The sequence below is a fragment of the Micromonospora sp. Llam0 genome (assembly GCF_003751085.1).
In the GTDB taxonomy this organism is placed as follows: Bacteria; Actinomycetota; Actinomycetes; order Mycobacteriales; family Micromonosporaceae; genus Micromonospora_E.
The window spans coordinates 202,131-219,604 of sequence record NZ_RJJY01000002.1; the positions used below are offsets into that span (position 1 = coordinate 202,131).

11 protein-coding genes are annotated in these 17,474 nt (G+C 74.5%); 2 read left to right on the plus strand and 9 right to left on the minus strand.

Annotated features, from left to right (window positions below; translation table 11 throughout):
- Position 1: 1 nt before the first annotated feature.
- From nudC to EDC02_RS28005, 5 genes are all read right to left on the minus strand, one after another.
- Entirely contained in the window at positions 2-1,015 is a 1,014-nt protein-coding gene (nudC, locus tag EDC02_RS27985) for an NAD(+) diphosphatase (protein ID WP_123605340.1), read from the minus strand.
- Complete coding sequence (locus tag EDC02_RS27990; RefSeq protein WP_123605341.1) at positions 1,002-2,384, minus strand: pitrilysin family protein; 1,383 nt, start codon at positions 2,382-2,384, stop codon at positions 1,002-1,004. The genes nudC and EDC02_RS27990 overlap by 14 nt, the downstream gene beginning before the upstream one ends.
- Positions 2,381-3,688 carry a pitrilysin family protein gene (locus tag EDC02_RS27995; RefSeq protein ID WP_123605342.1) on the minus strand — a complete coding sequence of 436 codons (1,308 nt, stop codon included), beginning with the start codon at positions 3,686-3,688 and terminating at the stop codon, positions 2,381-2,383. The genes EDC02_RS27990 and EDC02_RS27995 overlap by 4 nt, the downstream gene beginning before the upstream one ends.
- 46 nt (positions 3,689-3,734) lie before the next feature.
- A complete protein-coding gene (locus EDC02_RS28000) occupies positions 3,735-4,634 on the minus strand; it encodes a hypothetical protein (RefSeq protein ID WP_233606478.1) in 900 nt (299 codons plus the stop codon).
- Positions 4,635-4,740: 106 nt separating this feature from the next.
- Positions 4,741-4,938, minus strand: a complete 198-nt coding sequence (locus tag EDC02_RS28005; protein WP_123607163.1) for a hypothetical protein — start codon at positions 4,936-4,938, stop codon at positions 4,741-4,743.
- Between the two features lie 391 nt (positions 4,939-5,329).
- Here EDC02_RS28005 and EDC02_RS28010 point away from each other — a divergent pair, with 391 nt between their 5' ends.
- Both EDC02_RS28010 and EDC02_RS28015 read left to right on the plus strand, forming a co-directional pair.
- A complete protein-coding gene (locus tag EDC02_RS28010) occupies positions 5,330-7,228 on the plus strand; it encodes a glycoside hydrolase family 15 protein (protein WP_199757943.1) in 1,899 nt (632 codons plus the stop codon).
- Complete coding sequence (locus EDC02_RS28015) at positions 7,225-8,625, plus strand: glucose-6-phosphate dehydrogenase (RefSeq protein WP_123605344.1); 1,401 nt, start codon at positions 7,225-7,227, stop codon at positions 8,623-8,625. Before EDC02_RS28010 ends, EDC02_RS28015 begins: the two co-directional genes overlap by 4 nt.
- Before the next feature lie 87 nt (positions 8,626-8,712).
- On the opposite strand, the gene EDC02_RS28020 is transcribed toward EDC02_RS28015, so the two are convergent.
- From EDC02_RS28020 to EDC02_RS28035, 4 genes are all read right to left on the minus strand, one after another.
- Positions 8,713-10,029: a DEAD/DEAH box helicase gene (locus tag EDC02_RS28020; protein ID WP_233606479.1), complete on the minus strand. Its 1,317-nt coding sequence runs from the start codon at positions 10,027-10,029 to the stop codon at positions 8,713-8,715.
- A 173-nt stretch (positions 10,030-10,202) separates the two neighbouring features.
- The gene (locus EDC02_RS28025; protein WP_123605346.1) at positions 10,203-10,406 is read right to left on the minus strand and encodes a cold-shock protein; all 204 of its coding nucleotides are present in this window, start codon (positions 10,404-10,406) and stop codon (positions 10,203-10,205) included.
- Positions 10,407-10,648: 242 nt separating this feature from the next.
- Positions 10,649-13,999, minus strand: coding sequence for an ATP-dependent DNA helicase (locus EDC02_RS28030; protein ID WP_123605347.1), 3,351 nt, complete (start codon positions 13,997-13,999; stop codon positions 10,649-10,651).
- Positions 13,996-17,454 (minus strand): ATP-dependent DNA helicase, encoded by a 3,459-nt coding sequence (locus tag EDC02_RS28035; protein WP_123605348.1) that lies wholly within the window; start codon positions 17,452-17,454, stop codon positions 13,996-13,998. The genes EDC02_RS28030 and EDC02_RS28035 overlap by 4 nt, the downstream gene beginning before the upstream one ends.
- Positions 17,455-17,474: the final 20 nt, after the last annotated feature.

The window sequence follows — 17,474 nt, forward strand, 5'->3', positions numbered from 1 at the left end:
GTCACCGGCCGGGGTCCGGCGCGACCTCCGCCACCCAGCTGCGGATCAGGAAGGCGGCGATCGACGCTGGTGGCGCTAGCCGGACCCGGTACCCGTCGCCGGAATCGAGCCGCTCACCCGCCAGCCCGGCGGCCAACTCGGCCCGGGTGAACCAGCGCGCCCGGATGATCTCCTCCGGGTCCGGCCGCAGCGGCTGCGCCGGGTCGACCCGGCCGAGGTAGCCCAGCATCAGAGTGCCCGGGAACGGCCAGGACTGGCTGCCGACGTACCGCGTCGCGGCCAGCGTCAGACCCACTTCCTCGGCCACCTCACGGGCGACCGCCGACTCGGCCGACTCGCCGGGCTCCACGAACCCGGCCAGGCAGGAGTAGAGCCGGCTGGCCCCGTCCCCACGCCGGGCGTGGTGGTTGGCCAGCAGACACCGCCCGTCCGGGCCGGAACCGCCGTCGGTCAACAGCACGATCACCGCCGGATCGGTCCGTGGCCAGCTCCGCGTACCGGAGTCGTCCACCCGGGACCAGCCACCGTCGGTTGCCCGGGTCGGCAGACCGGACGCCGCCGAGTAGCGGTGCCGGGCGTGCCAGCTGACCATCGCCGCGGCGGTGGTGAACAGCCCGGCGTCGCGGTCCGACAGCAGATGGCCGACCTCCCGGACGGTCACCGACCGCAGGCCCGGCACCGCCACGGACGGCTCCGGCACGGGCGACGGCGGTACGGCGTCGACCGCGAAGACCGGGGTGCCGTCGTCGACCGTACCGATGAAAATGCGGTCGGTGACCTCGACGGCGGGTGCCCGGTCCGGACGCACCAGCACCAGGGTGGTCCCGTCGGCGCCGTCGCGCACCAGCGCCCGGCCGCCCGCCGCGCCATCCACCACCAGCACCAGCGAGCGTGGCCAGGCCCGCGTCAACCACTGCGGATCCCGGCGGTACGGCGCCGCCCGGTCCATCGCGGCGCGGGCCAGCGGCGGCTGCGTACCGGCGGTCGGCCCGACGGAGGTGTCACCCGGCGACATCGGACACTGCCGCGCCAGGTCCGACCACGCCGGTGACCGACGCGTCGGACGTTTCGACCTCGGTCAACGCGGCGACCGGCCCGGCGATCCGCGCGACGTCGCCGAGCACCACCCCCATCGCCAGCGCCGGTGCCAGGTAACGGGTCGCGGCGGCCGCCACCTCGTCGCGGGACACCGAGGCGAGCCGCGCGGTGTGCTCGGCGAGAAACTCCAACGGCAGGCCGAACCCGGCGTAGGTGCTGGCCACCCCGGCCAACCCGGCCTGCGTCGACATGCCCAGCTGCAGGCTGCCGACCGCGTACTGCCGGGCCTGTTCGAGCTCGTCGGCGTCGGGCGGCAGCACCGCGAGCCGGCCCAGCTCGTGCAGGGTCTCCAGCAACGCGGGCGCGGTCACCTCGGTCGCCACGTCGGCGGCGAGCATCAGCGCCGATCCGGCCACCGAGTGTTCGACCATCGAGTACGGGCCGTAGCTGTAACCCTTGTCCTCGCGGATGTTCTCCACCCAGCGGGACGAGAAGTAGCCACCGAACACCATGTTGGCCAGCTGCAGGGCGGCGTGGTCCGGGTGCCGCCGATCCACCGCCGGCAACGCGATCCGCATCGACGACTGCACCGCCCCGGGCCGGTCGACCAGCAGCAGCGGGGCCGGGCGCGGCGCGGGCGCCGCCGGCAGCGTCAACTGCCGGCCACCGGCCGGCCAGCCGCCGAGCACCTGCTCGGCGGTGTCCAACGCCCGGGCAGGTGACACGTCGCCGACCAGCACCAGGTGCGCCCCGGTCGGCCGGACCCGGTCGGCGTGCAGAGCCCGCAGCCCGGCCGGCCGGACGGCGCGGACCTGATCCACCCCGGGAACCGACTCGGCGTACGGGTGACGGCCGTACATCCGCCGGGACAGCGCGGCGCGGGCCAGGTGCGCCGGCTGGCTCAGCGCCACCTGGATCCGGTCGGCCAGCCGAGCCCGCTCGATGGCCACCTCGCCGGCCGGGTACGTCGCCCCGGTCAGCACCTCACCGAGCAGTTCGAGCATCCGTCGCAGCCCGGTGACCAGCCCGGCACCGGCGACCAGCAGCCGGTCGGCGTCCACCCCGGCGGACAGACCGCCGCCGACCGTCTGCAGCTCGGCGGCCAACTCCACGCCGGACCGGTCGACGGTGCCGGCGAACAGGCTCTGCGACAGCACCGTCGCCCTGGCCAGCGGGGCCCGCGCGAACGGCACCCAGAGCCGGATCTCCACCAGCGGCACCGACGGCCGGCGGATGGCGATCACCCGCAGCCCGTTGTCCAGCGTCCGCTCCGCCACCTTGGGCAACGGCGGTCGACGGGTCGGTCCGAGCGGCGGCAACGGCCTCCGGGCGGGGGCGGCGGTCACTGGGCTCCTCCGGGGACGACCTCGATCGTGGCGCGGCGGTACGGGCGCAGGGTGGCGGCGGCCTCGCGGACCTGCGTCTCGGTGACCGTGCCGAGCATCCGCGGCAACTCGTTGAGCAGCTCGGGTGTGCCCCGCTGCTGCTCCAGCACCGCCATCCGCAGCCCTCGGCCGAGCACCGCGTCGGTGTCGCGCAGCAGGTGGGTGGCCATCCGGGCCTGCACCCGGGCCAGTTCACCCCGGGCGAAGCCGTCGACGGCGAGCCGGTCGAGCTCCTCGTCGACCGCGCCGAGCACCTTGTCGACGTCGCCGCCGGGCGGCAGGTGCGCCTGCAGGACCAGCGCCGCCGGGTCCCGTACGTCGAACGGCTCCCCCTCGAACGACAGGTAGCCGCCGAGGCTGGTCACCGTACGGTCGCCACGCACCAGCCGCTCCACCAGCCGGGCCGCGTCACCGTCGGTGAGCACCTCGGCGAGCACCACGTACGGCAGGTAGCCGGCCAGGTCGTCGACCGGGTCCGGCACCCGCCAGGCGGCGGCCACCGCCGGCAGCGGAGCCAACGGATCGGGGTACGCGGTACGTCGCTCGGTGGTCAGGTCCGGCTCGGCGAAGCTGGGTCGGACCGGCGCCGGCCGGGCCGGCACGTCACCGAGGTGCCGCTCGATCAGCCCGGTCGCGGCGGTGACGTCGAAGTCACCGGCGACGGCGAGCACCGCGTTGCCGCTGGCGTAGTAGCGGGTGAAGAATTCGGCCGCCTCCCCGACGGTGGCGCTGTCCAGATCGGCGAAGGAACCGTAGCCGTCGTGCGCGTTGGGGAAGGTGTCGAACAGCACCGGCGGCAGCCGCAGCCAGGGAAACCCGCCGTACGGCCGGTTGAGCACGTTGACCCGGATCTCCTCCTTGACCACGTCGACCTGGTTGCGCAGGTTCTCCTCGGTCAACTGTGGGCCGCGCATCCGGTCGGCCTCCAGGAACAGCGCCCGCTCCAACGCGTTGCTCGGCAGCACCTCGTAGTAGTCGGTGTAGTCCAGGTGGGTGCTGCCGTTGAAGGTGCCGCCGGAGCCCTGTACGTGGCGGAAGTGCGCCAGCTTCTCCAGGTTCGCCGACCCCTGGAACATCAGATGCTCGAACAGGTGCGCGAACCCGGTACGCCCCGGCGGCTCGGACCGGATCCCGACGTCGTAGACGACCGCGACGCCGACCACCGGCGCGCTGCGGTCGGGCGCCAGGACCACCCGCAGGCCGTTGGGGAGGGTGAACCGCTCCACCGGGTACGCGGTCGCCGGGATCCGCACTGTACGCGCCACGGACCGACCCTAACCTGTCGGCGGCAGCCCTCGGCGCACCGCCGGATCATTCGACGCGTACGGATGCGTACAGGTCGTCGACCACCCAGTCGAGCTGGCGGTGGGTGCCGGGAATGGAGACGAACAGCACCGCCGCAGTCGGGCGTCCGACGTCGATACAGGCGACCGCCACCAGTTCGTCGGTGGCCTGCAGGCCGGGCTGGGTGAAGTGCAGCCGGAACACCGTCAGCCAGGCGGGTCGGCCACCGATCGGGGTCCGCTCGTCGCGGATCAGGTCCATCCGGTTGGGCTGCGGGTAGTACTCGGCACGGACGTCGGCGGCCACCTGCCGGCCGACGCACTCCAGGTCGAGGGAGAGCGCGTCGTTGTCGGCGGCCGGCACGGCGGCGGACAGGATCGAGGCGTGGTAGTCGCTGAACCCGTTGTAGTCCGCCTCGGTGACGAAGTGCTGCCCCACCTTGTACGGCACCTGCAGCGCCCCGGCGTTCCACACCGTCGACCACGGCCGCCACGGTTCGCCGTACTCGGTGTAGGAGATGCCGGCGTCCGGGTCGACGGTGCGTGGCCCGGTCGGTTCGGGCAGCGCGGGAGCCGGCGTCGGGTCGGCTGGCGAGGGCGGCCCGCCCGGTCCAGCGCTGGGGCCGGGGCAGAGCTGGGCCAGCGGCGGCCGGACGTCCGGCGGCGGGTCCGGGCTGCCGAACGGGTCCGGGTTGCCGCTGAGCACCAGCACCAGCACGGCGACCAGTCCACCGGCGAGCACCACGGCGGCGGCACCGCCGAACCACCACAGCCGTACCCCGTCCCGCCCGCCGCGCCCCGGGCCGGTCGGCGGCAGCCCCGACCCGACGTCTGGGCCGGTCGGCGGCCCGGTGGGCGGGCCCGCGCCGGCACCGGCGGCCAGGTACGGTCGGCCCGACCGGGTGACCGGCCCGGCGGACCAGTCCACGGCAGTCCCGGACGTTGACCGGTCAGACGGCAGCGGAGCAGACATCTCTCCTAGTGAAGCACTCGACAGTGGGAAAACCGGCAGCGCCCCGACGGGATGCGGTGGATCAGCGCGGAGCCGCCTCGATGTCGGTGGACCGTACCGGCGGGTCGGGTGCGTGCAGTTCGACGACGACCGGCCCGGCACCGGCTCTCGGACCGGTGTACCAGGGAGTGAGGACAGAGGCCAGGGCCAGTAGGACGCCGAGCATCGCGACGCCGACGACGAGCAGGATCTCCCTCGTCGCGCTGGTCTCGGCTGTCATCTCCACCCGACCTTTCTGCCCGGAGTGGCGTCCCGGCGGCCGTGCCTCGTCCGCCACGCAAAGGATCCCGGCGGCGGGCGCGACGTGCAGTCAGCCATCGGACGAAAAGCGTGGATGTCTCGCGGATCCCGCCGGCCGTACGGACGACCCTGCTCATCCGTACGGCGTCACTGTCCGTCGACACCGGCGGCTCCGACAGAACGTGCGGCCGGCCGCGACGACGAACAGCCGGCTGACGGCCGGCGGACGGCCCGGCGGACGGCGCGGCCACCGGGTCCGTCGCAGGCGTCAACCGGTCCGGCACCGGGTAGAGGAACCCGCATACCTGTCGGCAGCACGGCTCACCGGGGAGAGTGGTGCCGGACGGACCCACCATGCGGAGGAGACACCCGTGACGGACCATCTGGCGGAGATCAAGGCGCTGCCAGTGCCCGAACTCACCGACGGCTACCCGGCCATCGCCGACCACGGCCTGATCGGCGACGGCCAGACCGCCGCGCTGGTCGGCCTGGACGGCACCGTACGGTGGCTCTGCCTGCCGAGATTCGACGGCCCGGCGCTGTTCGCGGCACTGCTCGACGCCGAGCGGGGGGGTGCCTGGACGCTGCGGCCGGCCGGCCTGCGCGCCGTCCGGCAGGAGTACCTGCCGGACACCGCCGTACTGCGTACCGAACTGCACACCGCCACCGGACGCCTGGAGATCCGCGACGCGCTGCTGATCACCTCCGGTGCCGGCGAACCGGCGGACGCGGCGGACAGGGCCGGACCGGCCGTCGACCGGCCGCTCGGCACCGAACTCGGGGCGGCCTGCGGCGAGCTGGGCCGGCTGGTCACCGTCATCGACGGCACGGTCGACCTGGAGATCGGACTGACCGGCCGGGGTGGCCTGCGGACCACTCCCAGCGCCGAGGAGATCGGCATCGAGTTCCTGGCCGGGGACGGCGGTCGACTGCGGCTGACCGCCAGCCGGCCGGTACCCGGCCTGGACCGGCTGGCCGGCCGGATCCAGTTGACCGCCGGCGACCGGCTCGGCCTGGTGCTGCGCTGGGCGCAGGGTCCGACCCGGCACCGCGACGCCGATCAGCTCGCCGCCGCGCTGGACCGCACCGCGGCGGCCTGGCGGACCTGGAGCCGCCAGATCAACTACACCGGCCGGCACGCCGACCTGGTCCGCCGCAGCGCCATCACGCTCAAGCTCTGCGACGACCACGACAGCGGCGCGGTGGTCGCCGCCCCCACGTCGTCGCTGCCGGAGGCGATCGGCGGGCGCCGCAACTGGGACTACCGGTTCACCTGGGTACGCGACGCCGCGTACACCGTCTACGCGCTGCGCCGGATCGGGATGGCCGCCGAAGCCGAGTCGTTCCTGTCCTGGGTGTTGCAGGCCTGCACCCGCGACGGCCGACCACATGTGCTCTACACCCTGGACGGCACCCGGCCGGCCCCCGAACGGATCGACCCGGACCTGTCCGGCTACCGCGGTTCCCGGCCGGTGCGCTGGGGCAACGCGGCAGCCGATCAGATCCAGCACGACGTGTACGGCGAGATCCTCGACTGCGCCTGGCAGTGGGCCCGGGCCGGCGGCGCGGTCGACGACCGGCGGTGGTCCCGGCTGACCCGGCTGGGCCGTTCGGCGTTGCAGCACTGGCGTACCCCGGACCACGGCATCTGGGAGATCCGCCACGAGGGCCGCCCGTTCACCTACTCGGTGGCGATGTGCCAGGTGGCGGCCGACCGGATGGCCCGGCTGGCGACCGCCACCGGCCGGCGCGACGAGGTCGAGCCGTGGCGGCGGGCGGCCGAGAAGATCCGCTCGGCGCTGCTGGCCGAGGCGTGGGACGACGACAACAAGCACTTCACCGAACACCTCGGCCAGCCCGGCACCGTCGACGCCAGCCTGCTCGCCCTGCCGCTGCGCCGGGTGGTCGACCCCGCCGATCCCCGGATGGTCGCCACCGTCGACGCCGTCCAGCAACGCCTCGGCGCCGGCGGCGACCTGCTCTACCGCTACCTGCCCGAGGAGTCGCCGGACGGGGTCGGCGGCGGCGAGGGAGCCTTCCTGCTCTGCTCCTTCTGGTGGGTGGACAACCTGGCCGGCAGCGGCCAACTGGACCGGGCCCACGAACTGTTCGAACAGCTCTGCGGCCGGGTGAACCACGTCGGGTTGCTCCCCGAGCAGATCGACCCCGCGACCGGCGCCTTCCTGGGAAACTTTCCGCAGGCGTTCAGTCACATCGGGCTGATCAGCAGCGCGGTCAACCTGGCCCGGTACGGAAGGATGCGGACGTGACAGCGAACGTGATCGTGCTCGGCGCCACCGGCGACCTCACCACCCGCTACCTGTTGCCCGGCCTGGCCCAGCTGCGGGAGCTGGACCGGCCGGCCGACGGGATGCGGCTGATCGGGGTGGCCCGCGACGAGCTCGACGACCGTGGCTTCCGGCACCGGGTGAGCGCCGCGCTGCGCGAACACGCCCCCGAGGTGGCCACCCGGGCCCGCAGCGAACTCGCCGAGACGGCCAGCTACGTCCACGGTGACGTGACCGACCCGGAGGTGCTGGCGACGGCGCTGGAGATCGCCAGGGACGGTGAGCGGGCCAGTCACGGCGACGACGCCGTGGTGGTCTACCTGGCCCTGCCGCACCGGTTGTTCGAGCCGGTCGCGATCGCGCTGGGCCGCTGCGACCTGCCGGCCGGCATCCGGCTGGTGGTGGAGAAGCCGTTCGGTGAGGACCTGACCAGCGCCCGGCGGCTGAACACGGTGCTGCACCAGGTGCTGCCGGACGACCGGGTGTTCCGGGTAGACCACTTCCTGGCCAAGCAGACCGTGCTGAACCTGCTCGGGCTGCGGTTCGCCAACCGGGTGCTGGAGCCGCTGTGGAGCAACACGCACATCACCGGAGTCGACATCGTCTTCGACGAGACGGTCGACGCGGAAGGTCGGTCCAGCTACTACGACCACGCCGGGGCGCTGCGCGACATGGTGCAGAACCATCTGCTGCAGCTGCTGACCCTGGTGGCGATGGAGCCGCCGCTGACCGTCGACCCGGCCGACCTGGCGGTGCGCAAACTGGACGTGCTGCGGGCGGTCCGCCCGATCCGGGCCGCCGACGTGGCCGACTGCACGGTACGCGGTCGGTACACCGCCGGGGTGGTCCAGGGCCGGCGCGGCGAACGGAAGGTGGCCAGCTACGTCGACGGCGCCGGGGTCGATCCGGCCCGGGGCACCGAGACGTACGCCGAGCTCACCGTCCACATCGACAACTGGCGGTGGTCGGGGGTGCCGTTCAAGCTGCGTACCGGCAAGGCGTTGGCCGCCGACCGGCGCGAGATCGTGATCCGGTTCGCCGACGTGCCGCACGCGATCTTCACCGAGCGGGACAGCCAGTGCAACGAGCTGCGGCTGCAACTCGACCCGGACCGGATGTCGCTGCGGCTCAACGTCAACGGCATCGGCGACCCGTTCGACCTGGAGCCGGTCGAGATGGTCACCGAGCTGGCCCGGCAGGCACCGAGCCCGTACGGGCAGTTGCTGCTGGCCATCATCGAAGGTGACACCCGGCTCAGCGCCCAGGCGCAGGAGGCCGAGGAGAGCTGGCGGATCATCGAACCGGTGCTCGCCGGTTGGGCCGAGGGTCGGACCCCGCTACGCGACTATCCGGCCGGCAGCACCGGCCCACCGCCCTGACCGGCCGGACCGGGCCGCATACGGGTCCGGACCGGACCGGGCCGTATGCGGTCCGGCCCGGTCCGGACCTGATGGGGTTCTGGCCGGTCAGCGGGCCGCCGGACGGCGGGCCGGGCGACGCCGGCCGCCCGGGCGACGCCCCGGGCGCCGACCGGTACCGGTGCCGCCGGCCGGAGTGTTCTTCGCCGCCGCGGCCCGGGTCGGCGTGGGCAGCGTGACCGGCACGCCGGACGGGGTACGGGCGCCGGTGACCCGGGCCAGGTCCGCGTCCGCCGGGCCGACCGAGTTGCGCTGCGGACGGATCTTCGCGGCGGCCATCAGGCGGTCCATGTCCCGCCGCTGCTCGGGCAGGACCAGGGTGGCCACCACGCCGGCGGCACCGGCCCGGGCGGTACGCCCGCCCCGGTGCAGGTAGTCCTTGTGGTCCGCCGGCGGGTCGACGTTGAGCACCAGGTCGAGGTCGTCGATGTGGATGCCACGGGCCGCGACGTCGGTGGCGACCAGCGCGGTGACCTGACCGGTCTTGAACTGCTCCAGAATGCGGTTGCGTTGCCCCTGGGACTTGCCGCCGTGCAAAGCGGCCGCCCGCACCCCGCTGGCGAGCAGCTGGCGGGCCAGCCGGTCGGCGCGGTGCTTGGTCCCGATGAACATGATGACCCGACCGTCCCGGGCGGCGATGGCCGCCGTGGTCGCCGGCTTGTCGGCCGCGCTCACGTGCAGCAGGTGGTGGCTCATCGCGCCGACGGTGGCGGTCGACGGGTCGACCTGGTGCGACACCGGGTCGGTGAGGAACTCGCGGACCAGCCGGTCCACCCCGCGGTCCAGGGTGGCCGAGAAGAGCATCCGCTGCCCGCCCGGCGCGACCTTACGCAGGATCATGGTGACCTGTGGCAGGAAGCCCATGTCGGCCATCTGGTCGGCCTCGTCGAGCACCGCCACGGTGACGTCGTCGAGCTGGCACGCGCCCCGGTTGACCAGGTCGTTGAGCCGGCCCGGGGTGGCGACGACGATTTCCGCGCCGGAGCGCAACGCGTCGGCCTGGCGTTGGAGCGACAGGCCGCCGACGACGGTGACGCAGCGCAGCCGCGCCGCCCGGGCGTACGGTTCCACCGCAGCGGTCACCTGCTGGGCCAGCTCACGGGTGGGGACCAGGACCAGGGCCAGCGGCCGACCGGGGCGGGCGCGCCGCCCGGCGGTACGGGCCACCAGCGGCAGCCCGAAGGCGAGGGTCTTGCCGGAGCCGGTGCGGCCACGGCCGAGGACGTCGCGGCCGGCCAACGAGTCGGGCAGCGTCGCCGCCTGGATGGGGAACGGCTCGTTGATGCCGTTGGCGGTCAACGCGGCGAGCAGGCTCGCCGGCACACCGAGGTCGGCGAACGAGGGCGTCTGGACGTGAGGAATCATGGTGGTGCTCATTGACCGGATCGGCCTTCCGCTAGCTAGGTGGCACGTAGCGAGGAAGGCGCCGGGCGACGGGGTCGCCAGCAGCGGGTCACAAGCACGAACCAGGGTGGGACTTGCTGCGGTCCGGCTCCCGCCGCCGGGCGGCGGGAGCCGGACCGTTCTTACCGAACAGCTCAGAGCGGGCGGATGTTGGCCGCCTGCGGGCCCTTCTGGCCCTGGGTGATCTCGAACTCGACCCGCTGGTTCTCGTCCAGGCTCCGGTAGCCGGAGGACTGGATGGCGGAGAAGTGGGCGAACACGTCGGCACCGCCCTCATCCGGGGTGATGAAACCAAAACCCTTGTCCGCGTTGAACCACTTGACGGTGCCTACTGCCATGTAACTCTTCTCCTTGATGGAACGATCGGACCCGAGACTGCCTGCGGGCCGATGTGAGATCCACGCTTACTACGCGGACCGGCGTCGCGGTGCTGATCGCCCCATCCGGAACAGAGCCCGGACACAACGAAGAGCGCCTGGGCCGAGACCCCACAGGCGCTCGCACTGTCTCTGTGACCGGCCGGCCGGCGGGTAGCACCGGGGGCGGCACGGGGAACCAATACTGCAACGCCGCCAGGCTATCACGAATCCGGAGTGTCACCCAGCAACGGCAGATCACTGATCAGCTTCGCCAGCCCGGCCCGGTCCAGCAGGTCCGCCGGGCGCACGGTGACGCCGTCGCGCACGTAGTGGAACGCCGCCCGGACCTGCTCCACCGGCACCCCGGCCAGGTCCGCCCAGGCCAGCCGGTACGCGGCGAGCTGCACCGCCGCAGCGGCCTCGGCCACCCCGGTCGGTTGCCGGCCGGTCTTCCAGTCCACCACGTCGTAGCGCCCGCCCGGACCGGCGAACACCGCGTCCATCCGGCCACGGACCACCACACCGGAGATCACCGTGGCGAACGGCACCTCCACCTCGACCGGCACCCGGCCGGCCCACTCGCTGGCCAGGAACCGCTCCTGCAGCTCCGACAGGGCGTCGTCGGATGCCGCGTCGGCGTCGGCCGCACCGGGCAACTCGTCGACGTCCAACAGCCGGTCCGCGCCGAAGCGCTGCTCCAGCCAGGCGTGGAACGCCGTCCCCCGTCGGGCGTACGGATCCGGTCGGCCGGGCAGCGGCCGGCGCAGCGTGCGGGCCAGCCCGAACCGGTCCCGGCGCAGAGCCACCAGCTGCGACACCGACAGCTGGTCCGGCAACGGCACGTCCACCGGCCCGACCCCGTGGGCCAGCCGATCCCGCTCGGCGAGCAGGATCCGGGCCTCCGCCCACCACCCCGCCGGCGGCTGATCGTCCGGCGGGTCGGCCGGCCGGTCCATCGCCTGGCGGACCAGGTTGGCCGCCTCCGTCATCCGGGGCCGCTGCGCGCCCAGCGGGTCGGCCGGCCACTCGGCCCGTACCGTCACCTCGTCGATCGGGTTCGCCGAGCCCGGCAGCGGCTCCGGCGCCCAGTGGTCCACCACTCCCGCGCCGGCCAGGCAGTCGTCGTGAATCTCCTTAAGGAAGACCGACGGCCCGCGATGCCGTTTCACCCCGGCACCCCACCAGTAACCGGAACAGAGCAGCAGCCGGCGCGGCCGGGTGACCGCCACGTACGCCAGCCGCCGCTCCTCCCGCTCGTCGTGCTCGCGCCACCGCTTGCCGAACTCGGTCAGCTCCCGCTGCACCGCCTTCTGGTCCTCGGCGTCGTCGAGGCCCAGCGCCGGCAGGCCGTCCGCGTCGCCGCGCAGCGGGAACGGCAGCACCCCGAGGCCGTACAGGTAGTGGTCCGAGCCGCGCACCGCGCCCGGCCAGACGTCGCGGGTCAGCCCGGCCACCGCCACCACGTCCCACTCCAGGCCCTTGGCGGCGTGCGCGGTGAGAATCTGCACCGCGCCGGAGACCACGTCGATCTCGCCGGGGCTCAGCCCGCGTTCCTCGTCCTCGGCGGCGTCCAGGAACGCCAGGAACGCCGACAGGGTCGCGGTGTCCGACTCACCGGCGAACCGGGCCGCGACGTCGCCGAGCGCGTCCAGGTGCCCACGGGCCAGCCCGGCGTCACCGCCGCCGGCCCCGCCGGCCCGCACCGCCACCTCCACGTCCAGGCCGGTGGTCCGCTCGACGTCGGCGATCAGGTCCGGCAACGACTGGTCCAGGCGTTGCCGCAGCAGGGCCAGCTCCCGGCCGTACCCGCGCAGCCGGGCGTAGCCCTCCGCCGAGTACAGCTGGGCCGGCCCCGGATCGGCCAACGCCTCGACCAGGCTGGCCTCGTCGAGCCGGTCGACGACGATCTCCGGCTCGGCTGCCCCGGCCCGAGGCAGCTCCCGCCGGGCGTCGGCGATCGCCCGGGCCCGCCGGTGCAGCGCCACCAGGTCCCGGGGGCCGATCCGCCACCGGGCCCCGGTCAGCAGCCGCAGCAGCGCCGCGCCGTCGGTCGGATCGGCCAGCACGCGCAGCGTACTGACGACGTCGCGGACCTCCGGGGTGTCCAGCAGGCCGCCGAGACCGACCACCTCGACCGGCAGCCCGCGGGCCCGCAGCGCCGCCTCGACGGCCGGGATCTGGCTGCGGACCCGGACCAGCACCGCGCTGGTCGGCCGGGCGTCGACCGGGATCTCGTCGCCGCGACCCGGCTCGACGCCGGCCGCCCCGCGCCAGGCCGCCAGCATGCCGTCGGCGATCCACTCGGCCTCGTCGAGCACCGTGTCCAGCAGCGCGCAGTGCACCGTCGCGGCCGGCGCGCCCCGGGCCGTGCGGCCCGGGATCGGCGCGGCGACCTTCGCGGCGGCGGCCAGCGCCGCCACCCGGGCCCCGGCGGTCCGCAGCGGGCCGGACAGCTGGTTGGCGACGCTGAGGACCTCCGGCCGGTTACGCCAACTGGTGGTCAGCGTCAGCGACCGGGCCGGGCCGCCGTCGGCGCGGGCGAACTCGCCGGGGAACCGGTCCAGGGTGCCGGCGCTGGCCCCGCGCCAACCGTAGATCGACTGGCAGGGGTCACCGACCGCGACCACCGGATGCCCCCCGCCGAACAGCGACCGCAGCATCACCACCTGGGCATGGCTGGTGTCCTGGTACTCGTCGAGCAGCACCACCCGGTAGCGGTCCCGCTCCAGCTCACCCACGGCCGGATGGTCCCGGGCCACCTGCGCGGCCCGGGACATCTGGTCGGCGAAGTCCATCGCCTCGAAATCGGCCTTGCGCTGCTGGTACGCCCGGACCAGCGGCAGCAGCCGCAGCCGGATCTGCTGGATGGTCAGCGCCCGTTTCACGTCGGCGTACACCCGGCCGGGCCGGGACTGCACCTCGGCGAAGAACCGGCCGGTCCAGCCGGCCAGCTGGTCCGGGGTGACCAGGTGTTCGGCCAGCTCTCCGGCGAGCGCCAGCACCGCGTCGGTGACCGTGCCCGGCGCCCGGTCCACCTCGGACATGTCACCGTCGTAGTTGCGCACCAGGAAGTCGACGATCTGCCAGCGGGACGCCTCGGTGAGCAGCCGGGCCGACGGCTCGTACCCGGCCCGCAGCCCGTGTTCGGTGACCACCCGGGCGGCGTACGAGTGGTAGGTGGCCACCATCGGCTCACCGGCCAGCGGATCCTCCTCCGCCCGGCGGCCCTGCCGGCCGAGCTGACGGACCAGCTGCCCGAGCCGGGTCCGGATCCGGTGGGCCAGCTCCCCGGCGGCCTTGCGGGTGAAGGTCAGACCGAGCACCTGCTCCGGGCGTACCTGGTCGTTGGCGACCAGCCAGACCACCCGGGCGGCCATCGTCTCGGTCTTGCCGGACCCGGCCCCGGCGACCACCAGCAGCGGCTCCACCGGGGCGGCGATGATCGCCGCCTGCTCCGGCGTCGGCGGCGGCAGCTTCAGCAGCCGGGACAGCTCCTGCGGGGTGTAGCGCGGGCCGGAGTCGGCGCGGCGGCGCGGCGACGGCGTGGCGGCGAACAACGACTGCTGGGTCATCCGCGCTCCGCTGGTGGCTCGGCGACCGGCGGTCTGCCGGACGGTGGCTCGCCGGACGGCGGCTCGACGACCTGCCGGCCCTTGCCGGAGACCGGGCAGCTGGTCTTCACCGGGCAGACCCGGCAGGAGGAGTTGGCCACCGCAGAGAACGTCGACGCCGCCATCGTCTGGGCGGTACGGCGGACCATCGCCGTCGCCCAGCCGGCGTCGTCGGTGTCGGCCAGCGGCTCCTGCGGCTGCTCCTTCGCCTCCTTCACCGGGGTACCGAGCTGGACCAGCGCCGCCCCGCCGGAGTCGTCGCCGTACTCGGCGAACGCCCCCGCCTCGACCGCCGCCTGGTATGCACCGAGCTGCGGATGCTCGGCCAGCTCGGCGGCGGTGACCGAGGTCGACTTGCCGGTCTTGAGGTCGATCACCACCAGCCGGCCGTCGGCGTCGATCTCCAACCGGTCCACCCGGCCGGTCAGCTCCACCGGTTGCCGCGGGTCGTCCAGCCGTACGGTGAACTCGTGCTCGATGGCGAGCAGCCGGCGCGGATTGCTGGCCAGCCAGCGCAGCAGCTTGTCCACCATGCCTTCGGCACGGGCCAGCTCCGGACCGGCCATCCAGCGGGCGGCCAGGTCGATCGCGTCGAACCGGGCGGCGACGTACTCCAGCAGTTTCGCCCGGTCGACGCTGGCGTCCTCGGCGAGCATCGCCGCCGCGTGCACCAGGTTGCCGACGCCGGCCGCCGCGCTCGGCTCGCCCCGGCCGCCGTGCCGCTCCAACAGCCAGCGCAGGCTGCACCGCAGCGCGCTCTCCATGGTCGACGGGGTGACCCGGACCGACTCGCCCTCGTCGACCAGCGGCCGGTCGTCGGACAGCGGCCGCAGCCCCCACCAGTCGTCCGGGTGGGCACCGGGCACCCCGGCGACCGACAGCCGGCCGAGCACCGCCGCCGCCTCCTGCCGGCGCTGCGGCTGCGCCGTCTGGTCGGTGACCACGGTACGCAGCTCGGCGACCAGCGCCGGCAGGGTGAGCGACCGGGGCGGCCGGCCGACCGGCAGGGTCGGCAGCTCCTCGCCGTCGGCGTCCACCGTCGACACGCCCAGCTCGTGCAGGAACCGGCTCGGCTGCTCCTCGTGGTCCAGCCCGCCGACCCCGGCGGAGGCGACCGCGGTGACCAGCAGCCGTCGGCGGGCCCGGGTCACCGCCACGTAGAACAGCCGCCGCTCCTCGTCGAGCAGCGCCGACGTCTGCGCGACCAGCGACGCGGTGAGCCCGGCGCCGTCGGCCCGGCCGGTCAGCACGTCGACCAGCCGTTCCGAACCGAGCAGGCTGCCGCGCAGCCGCAGGTCCGGCCAGACGCCCTCCTGCACCCCGGCGACCGCCACCACGTCCCATTCCAGACCTTTCGCGGCGTGCGCGGTGAGCAGCCGGACCGCCTCGCCGCGATCGCCGCTCGGCGCCAGGGTGTCGGCCGGTAGCTGCTGGCCGAGCACATGGTCGAGAAAGACCTCGGTCCGGGCACCCGGCAGCCGGTCGACGAAGCGGGCCGCCGCGTCGAACAGCGCCATCACCGCGTCCAGGTCCCGGTCCGCCGCCGCTGCCCGCCACCGCGCCCCGGCGTCGGTCACCCCACCGACCGGTACGGTGCCAGCCGGCCCGGCCGGGGTCCGGCCGCGCAGGATCGCGCCGAACCACCGGTCGGCCAGCCCGCTGGTCTGCCACACCGCCCAGAGCACCTCCTCGGCGGTCGCACCCGGCCGGGCCGCGGTGTCCCGGGCGGTGGCCAGCAGCGCCGCGACCGCCTGCGCCGGTGCCGCCCAGCGGCGTTCGATCGCGGCCAGCTCCGCCGGATCACGCAACGCGTCGACCAGCAGCTCGCCGGAGGGACGACGGTCACCGGCGGCCAGCGCCAGCGCCCGCAGCCCTTGCCGCAGCCGCCGCTCGGCCAGCGGGTCCGCCCCGCCCAGCGGGGAGTGCAGCAGCGCGACCGCCGCCTCCTCGTCCAGCCGGTCCGGCTCCAACGCGCAGCGCAGCAGCAACAGCAGCGGCGCCACCGCCGGCTGCCGGTGCAGCGGCAGGTCCTCGGCGTGCACCACGGTCGGCACGCCGGTGACGTGCAGCGCCCGCTGCAGCGGCGGCAGCTGCAGCGTGGTGGAGCGCACGATCACCGCCATCCGGGACCACGGCACCCCGTCGATCAGGTGCGCCACCCGCAGCGCGTGCGCCAGGTAGCCGGCTTCGCTGGTCGCCGAGCGGAACACCCGTACCGCCACGGCGTCGCCGCTGTCGGCCGTCGCGCCGGTGTCCGTGGCCGGGCGCAGGTCGCGGTGGCCGGCCGGGCCGCGCAGCCGCCGGGCCACCCGACCGGTGGCCGCCAGCAGCTCCGGGTCGGTGCGGTAGCAGACCGGCAGCAGGATCTGCCGGGCGGGCGCGCCCGAGGCGGTCCGGAACCGGTGCCCGAACGCCGGCACGATGCCCGGATCGGCGCCTCGGAACGCGTACGTCGAGGAGTCCGGGTCGGCGAACGCGACCAGCGGCCGCCCGCCACCGGCGATCAGACCGAGCAGCTCGACCTGCGCCGGATCGGTGTCGGCCAACTCGTCGACGTAGACGTAGGACAGCCGGCCCCGTTCGGCCGCCAGCAGCGGCGGATCGTCGGTGAGCAGCCCGGTGGCGGCCCGGACCAGCTCGGCGTGGTCGTAGCCGATCGAACCCCGGTTGCTGACGTCGCGCAGCGCGAGGACCGCGACGTACTGGCGCAGGAAGCGGGCCGCCGCCGGCCAGTCGGCCCGGCCCAGCCGTTCGCCGAGCCGGGCCAGCTCGACCGGCCCGACACCGCGTTCGGTGGCCCGCTGCAGCAGGTCGCGCAGCTGGGTGGCGAACGCCCTGGTGGGCAGGGCGGCGCGCAGCTCCGGCGGCCAGCCGACCGGGTCGCCGATCTGGTCACCGTTCTGATCGCCGCTCGGGCCGGTCGGGCCGGTGGAGCCGGTGGTGGCGGTCGGGCCGTCCGGGCCGGCGGCCCCTGGCTGCGGGCCGGCCACGTCCAGTAGTTCGCGGATGATCAGATCCTGCTCGGGGCCGGTGAGCAGCCGTGGCGACGGCTCGCCCCGTTCGGCGGCGGCGCGGCGCAACAGGCCGAACGCGTAGCCGGGAAACGTGCGTACCAGGGGTTCGTGCAGCACCCGCCGGGAGCCGGCGGCGATCGCCGCCTCGATCCGTCGGCGCAGTGCGACGGCGGCCCGCCGGTTGAAGGTGAGCACCAGGATCCGCTCCGGGTCGGTCCCCTCGGCGACCCGGGTGGCGACCGCGTCGACCAGGGTGCTGGTCTTGCCGGTCCCCGGACCGCCGACGACCAGCAGCGGCCCGTCGGTGTGCGCGACCACCGCCTGCTGCGCGGGGTCGTCAAAGCGCGCCGGCTCGGCCTGGGCCGGCCGGCGGACCAGCCGGTACGCCTGCACGCCGCTCATCTCACCACGACGATGGGACA

Bases quoted from the DNA above. Each gene is read 5' to 3' on its own strand.
- EDC02_RS28035 (WP_123605348.1), bottom strand. From the start codon at position 17,454: ATGAGCGGCGTGCAGGCGTACCGGCTGGTCCGCCGGCCGGCCCAGGCC.
- EDC02_RS28005 (WP_123607163.1), bottom strand. From the start codon at position 4,938: ATGACAGCCGAGACCAGCGCGACGAGGGAGATCCTGCTCGTCGTCGGC.
- EDC02_RS28030 (WP_123605347.1), bottom strand. From the start codon at position 13,999: ATGACCCAGCAGTCGTTGTTCGCCGCCACGCCGTCGCCGCGCCGCCGC.
- EDC02_RS28020 (WP_233606479.1), bottom strand. From the start codon at position 10,029: ATGATTCCTCACGTCCAGACGCCCTCGTTCGCCGACCTCGGTGTGCCG.
- EDC02_RS28025 (WP_123605346.1), bottom strand. From the start codon at position 10,406: ATGGCAGTAGGCACCGTCAAGTGGTTCAACGCGGACAAGGGTTTTGGT.
- nudC (WP_123605340.1), bottom strand. From the start codon at position 1,015: ATGTCGCCGGGTGACACCTCCGTCGGGCCGACCGCCGGTACGCAGCCG.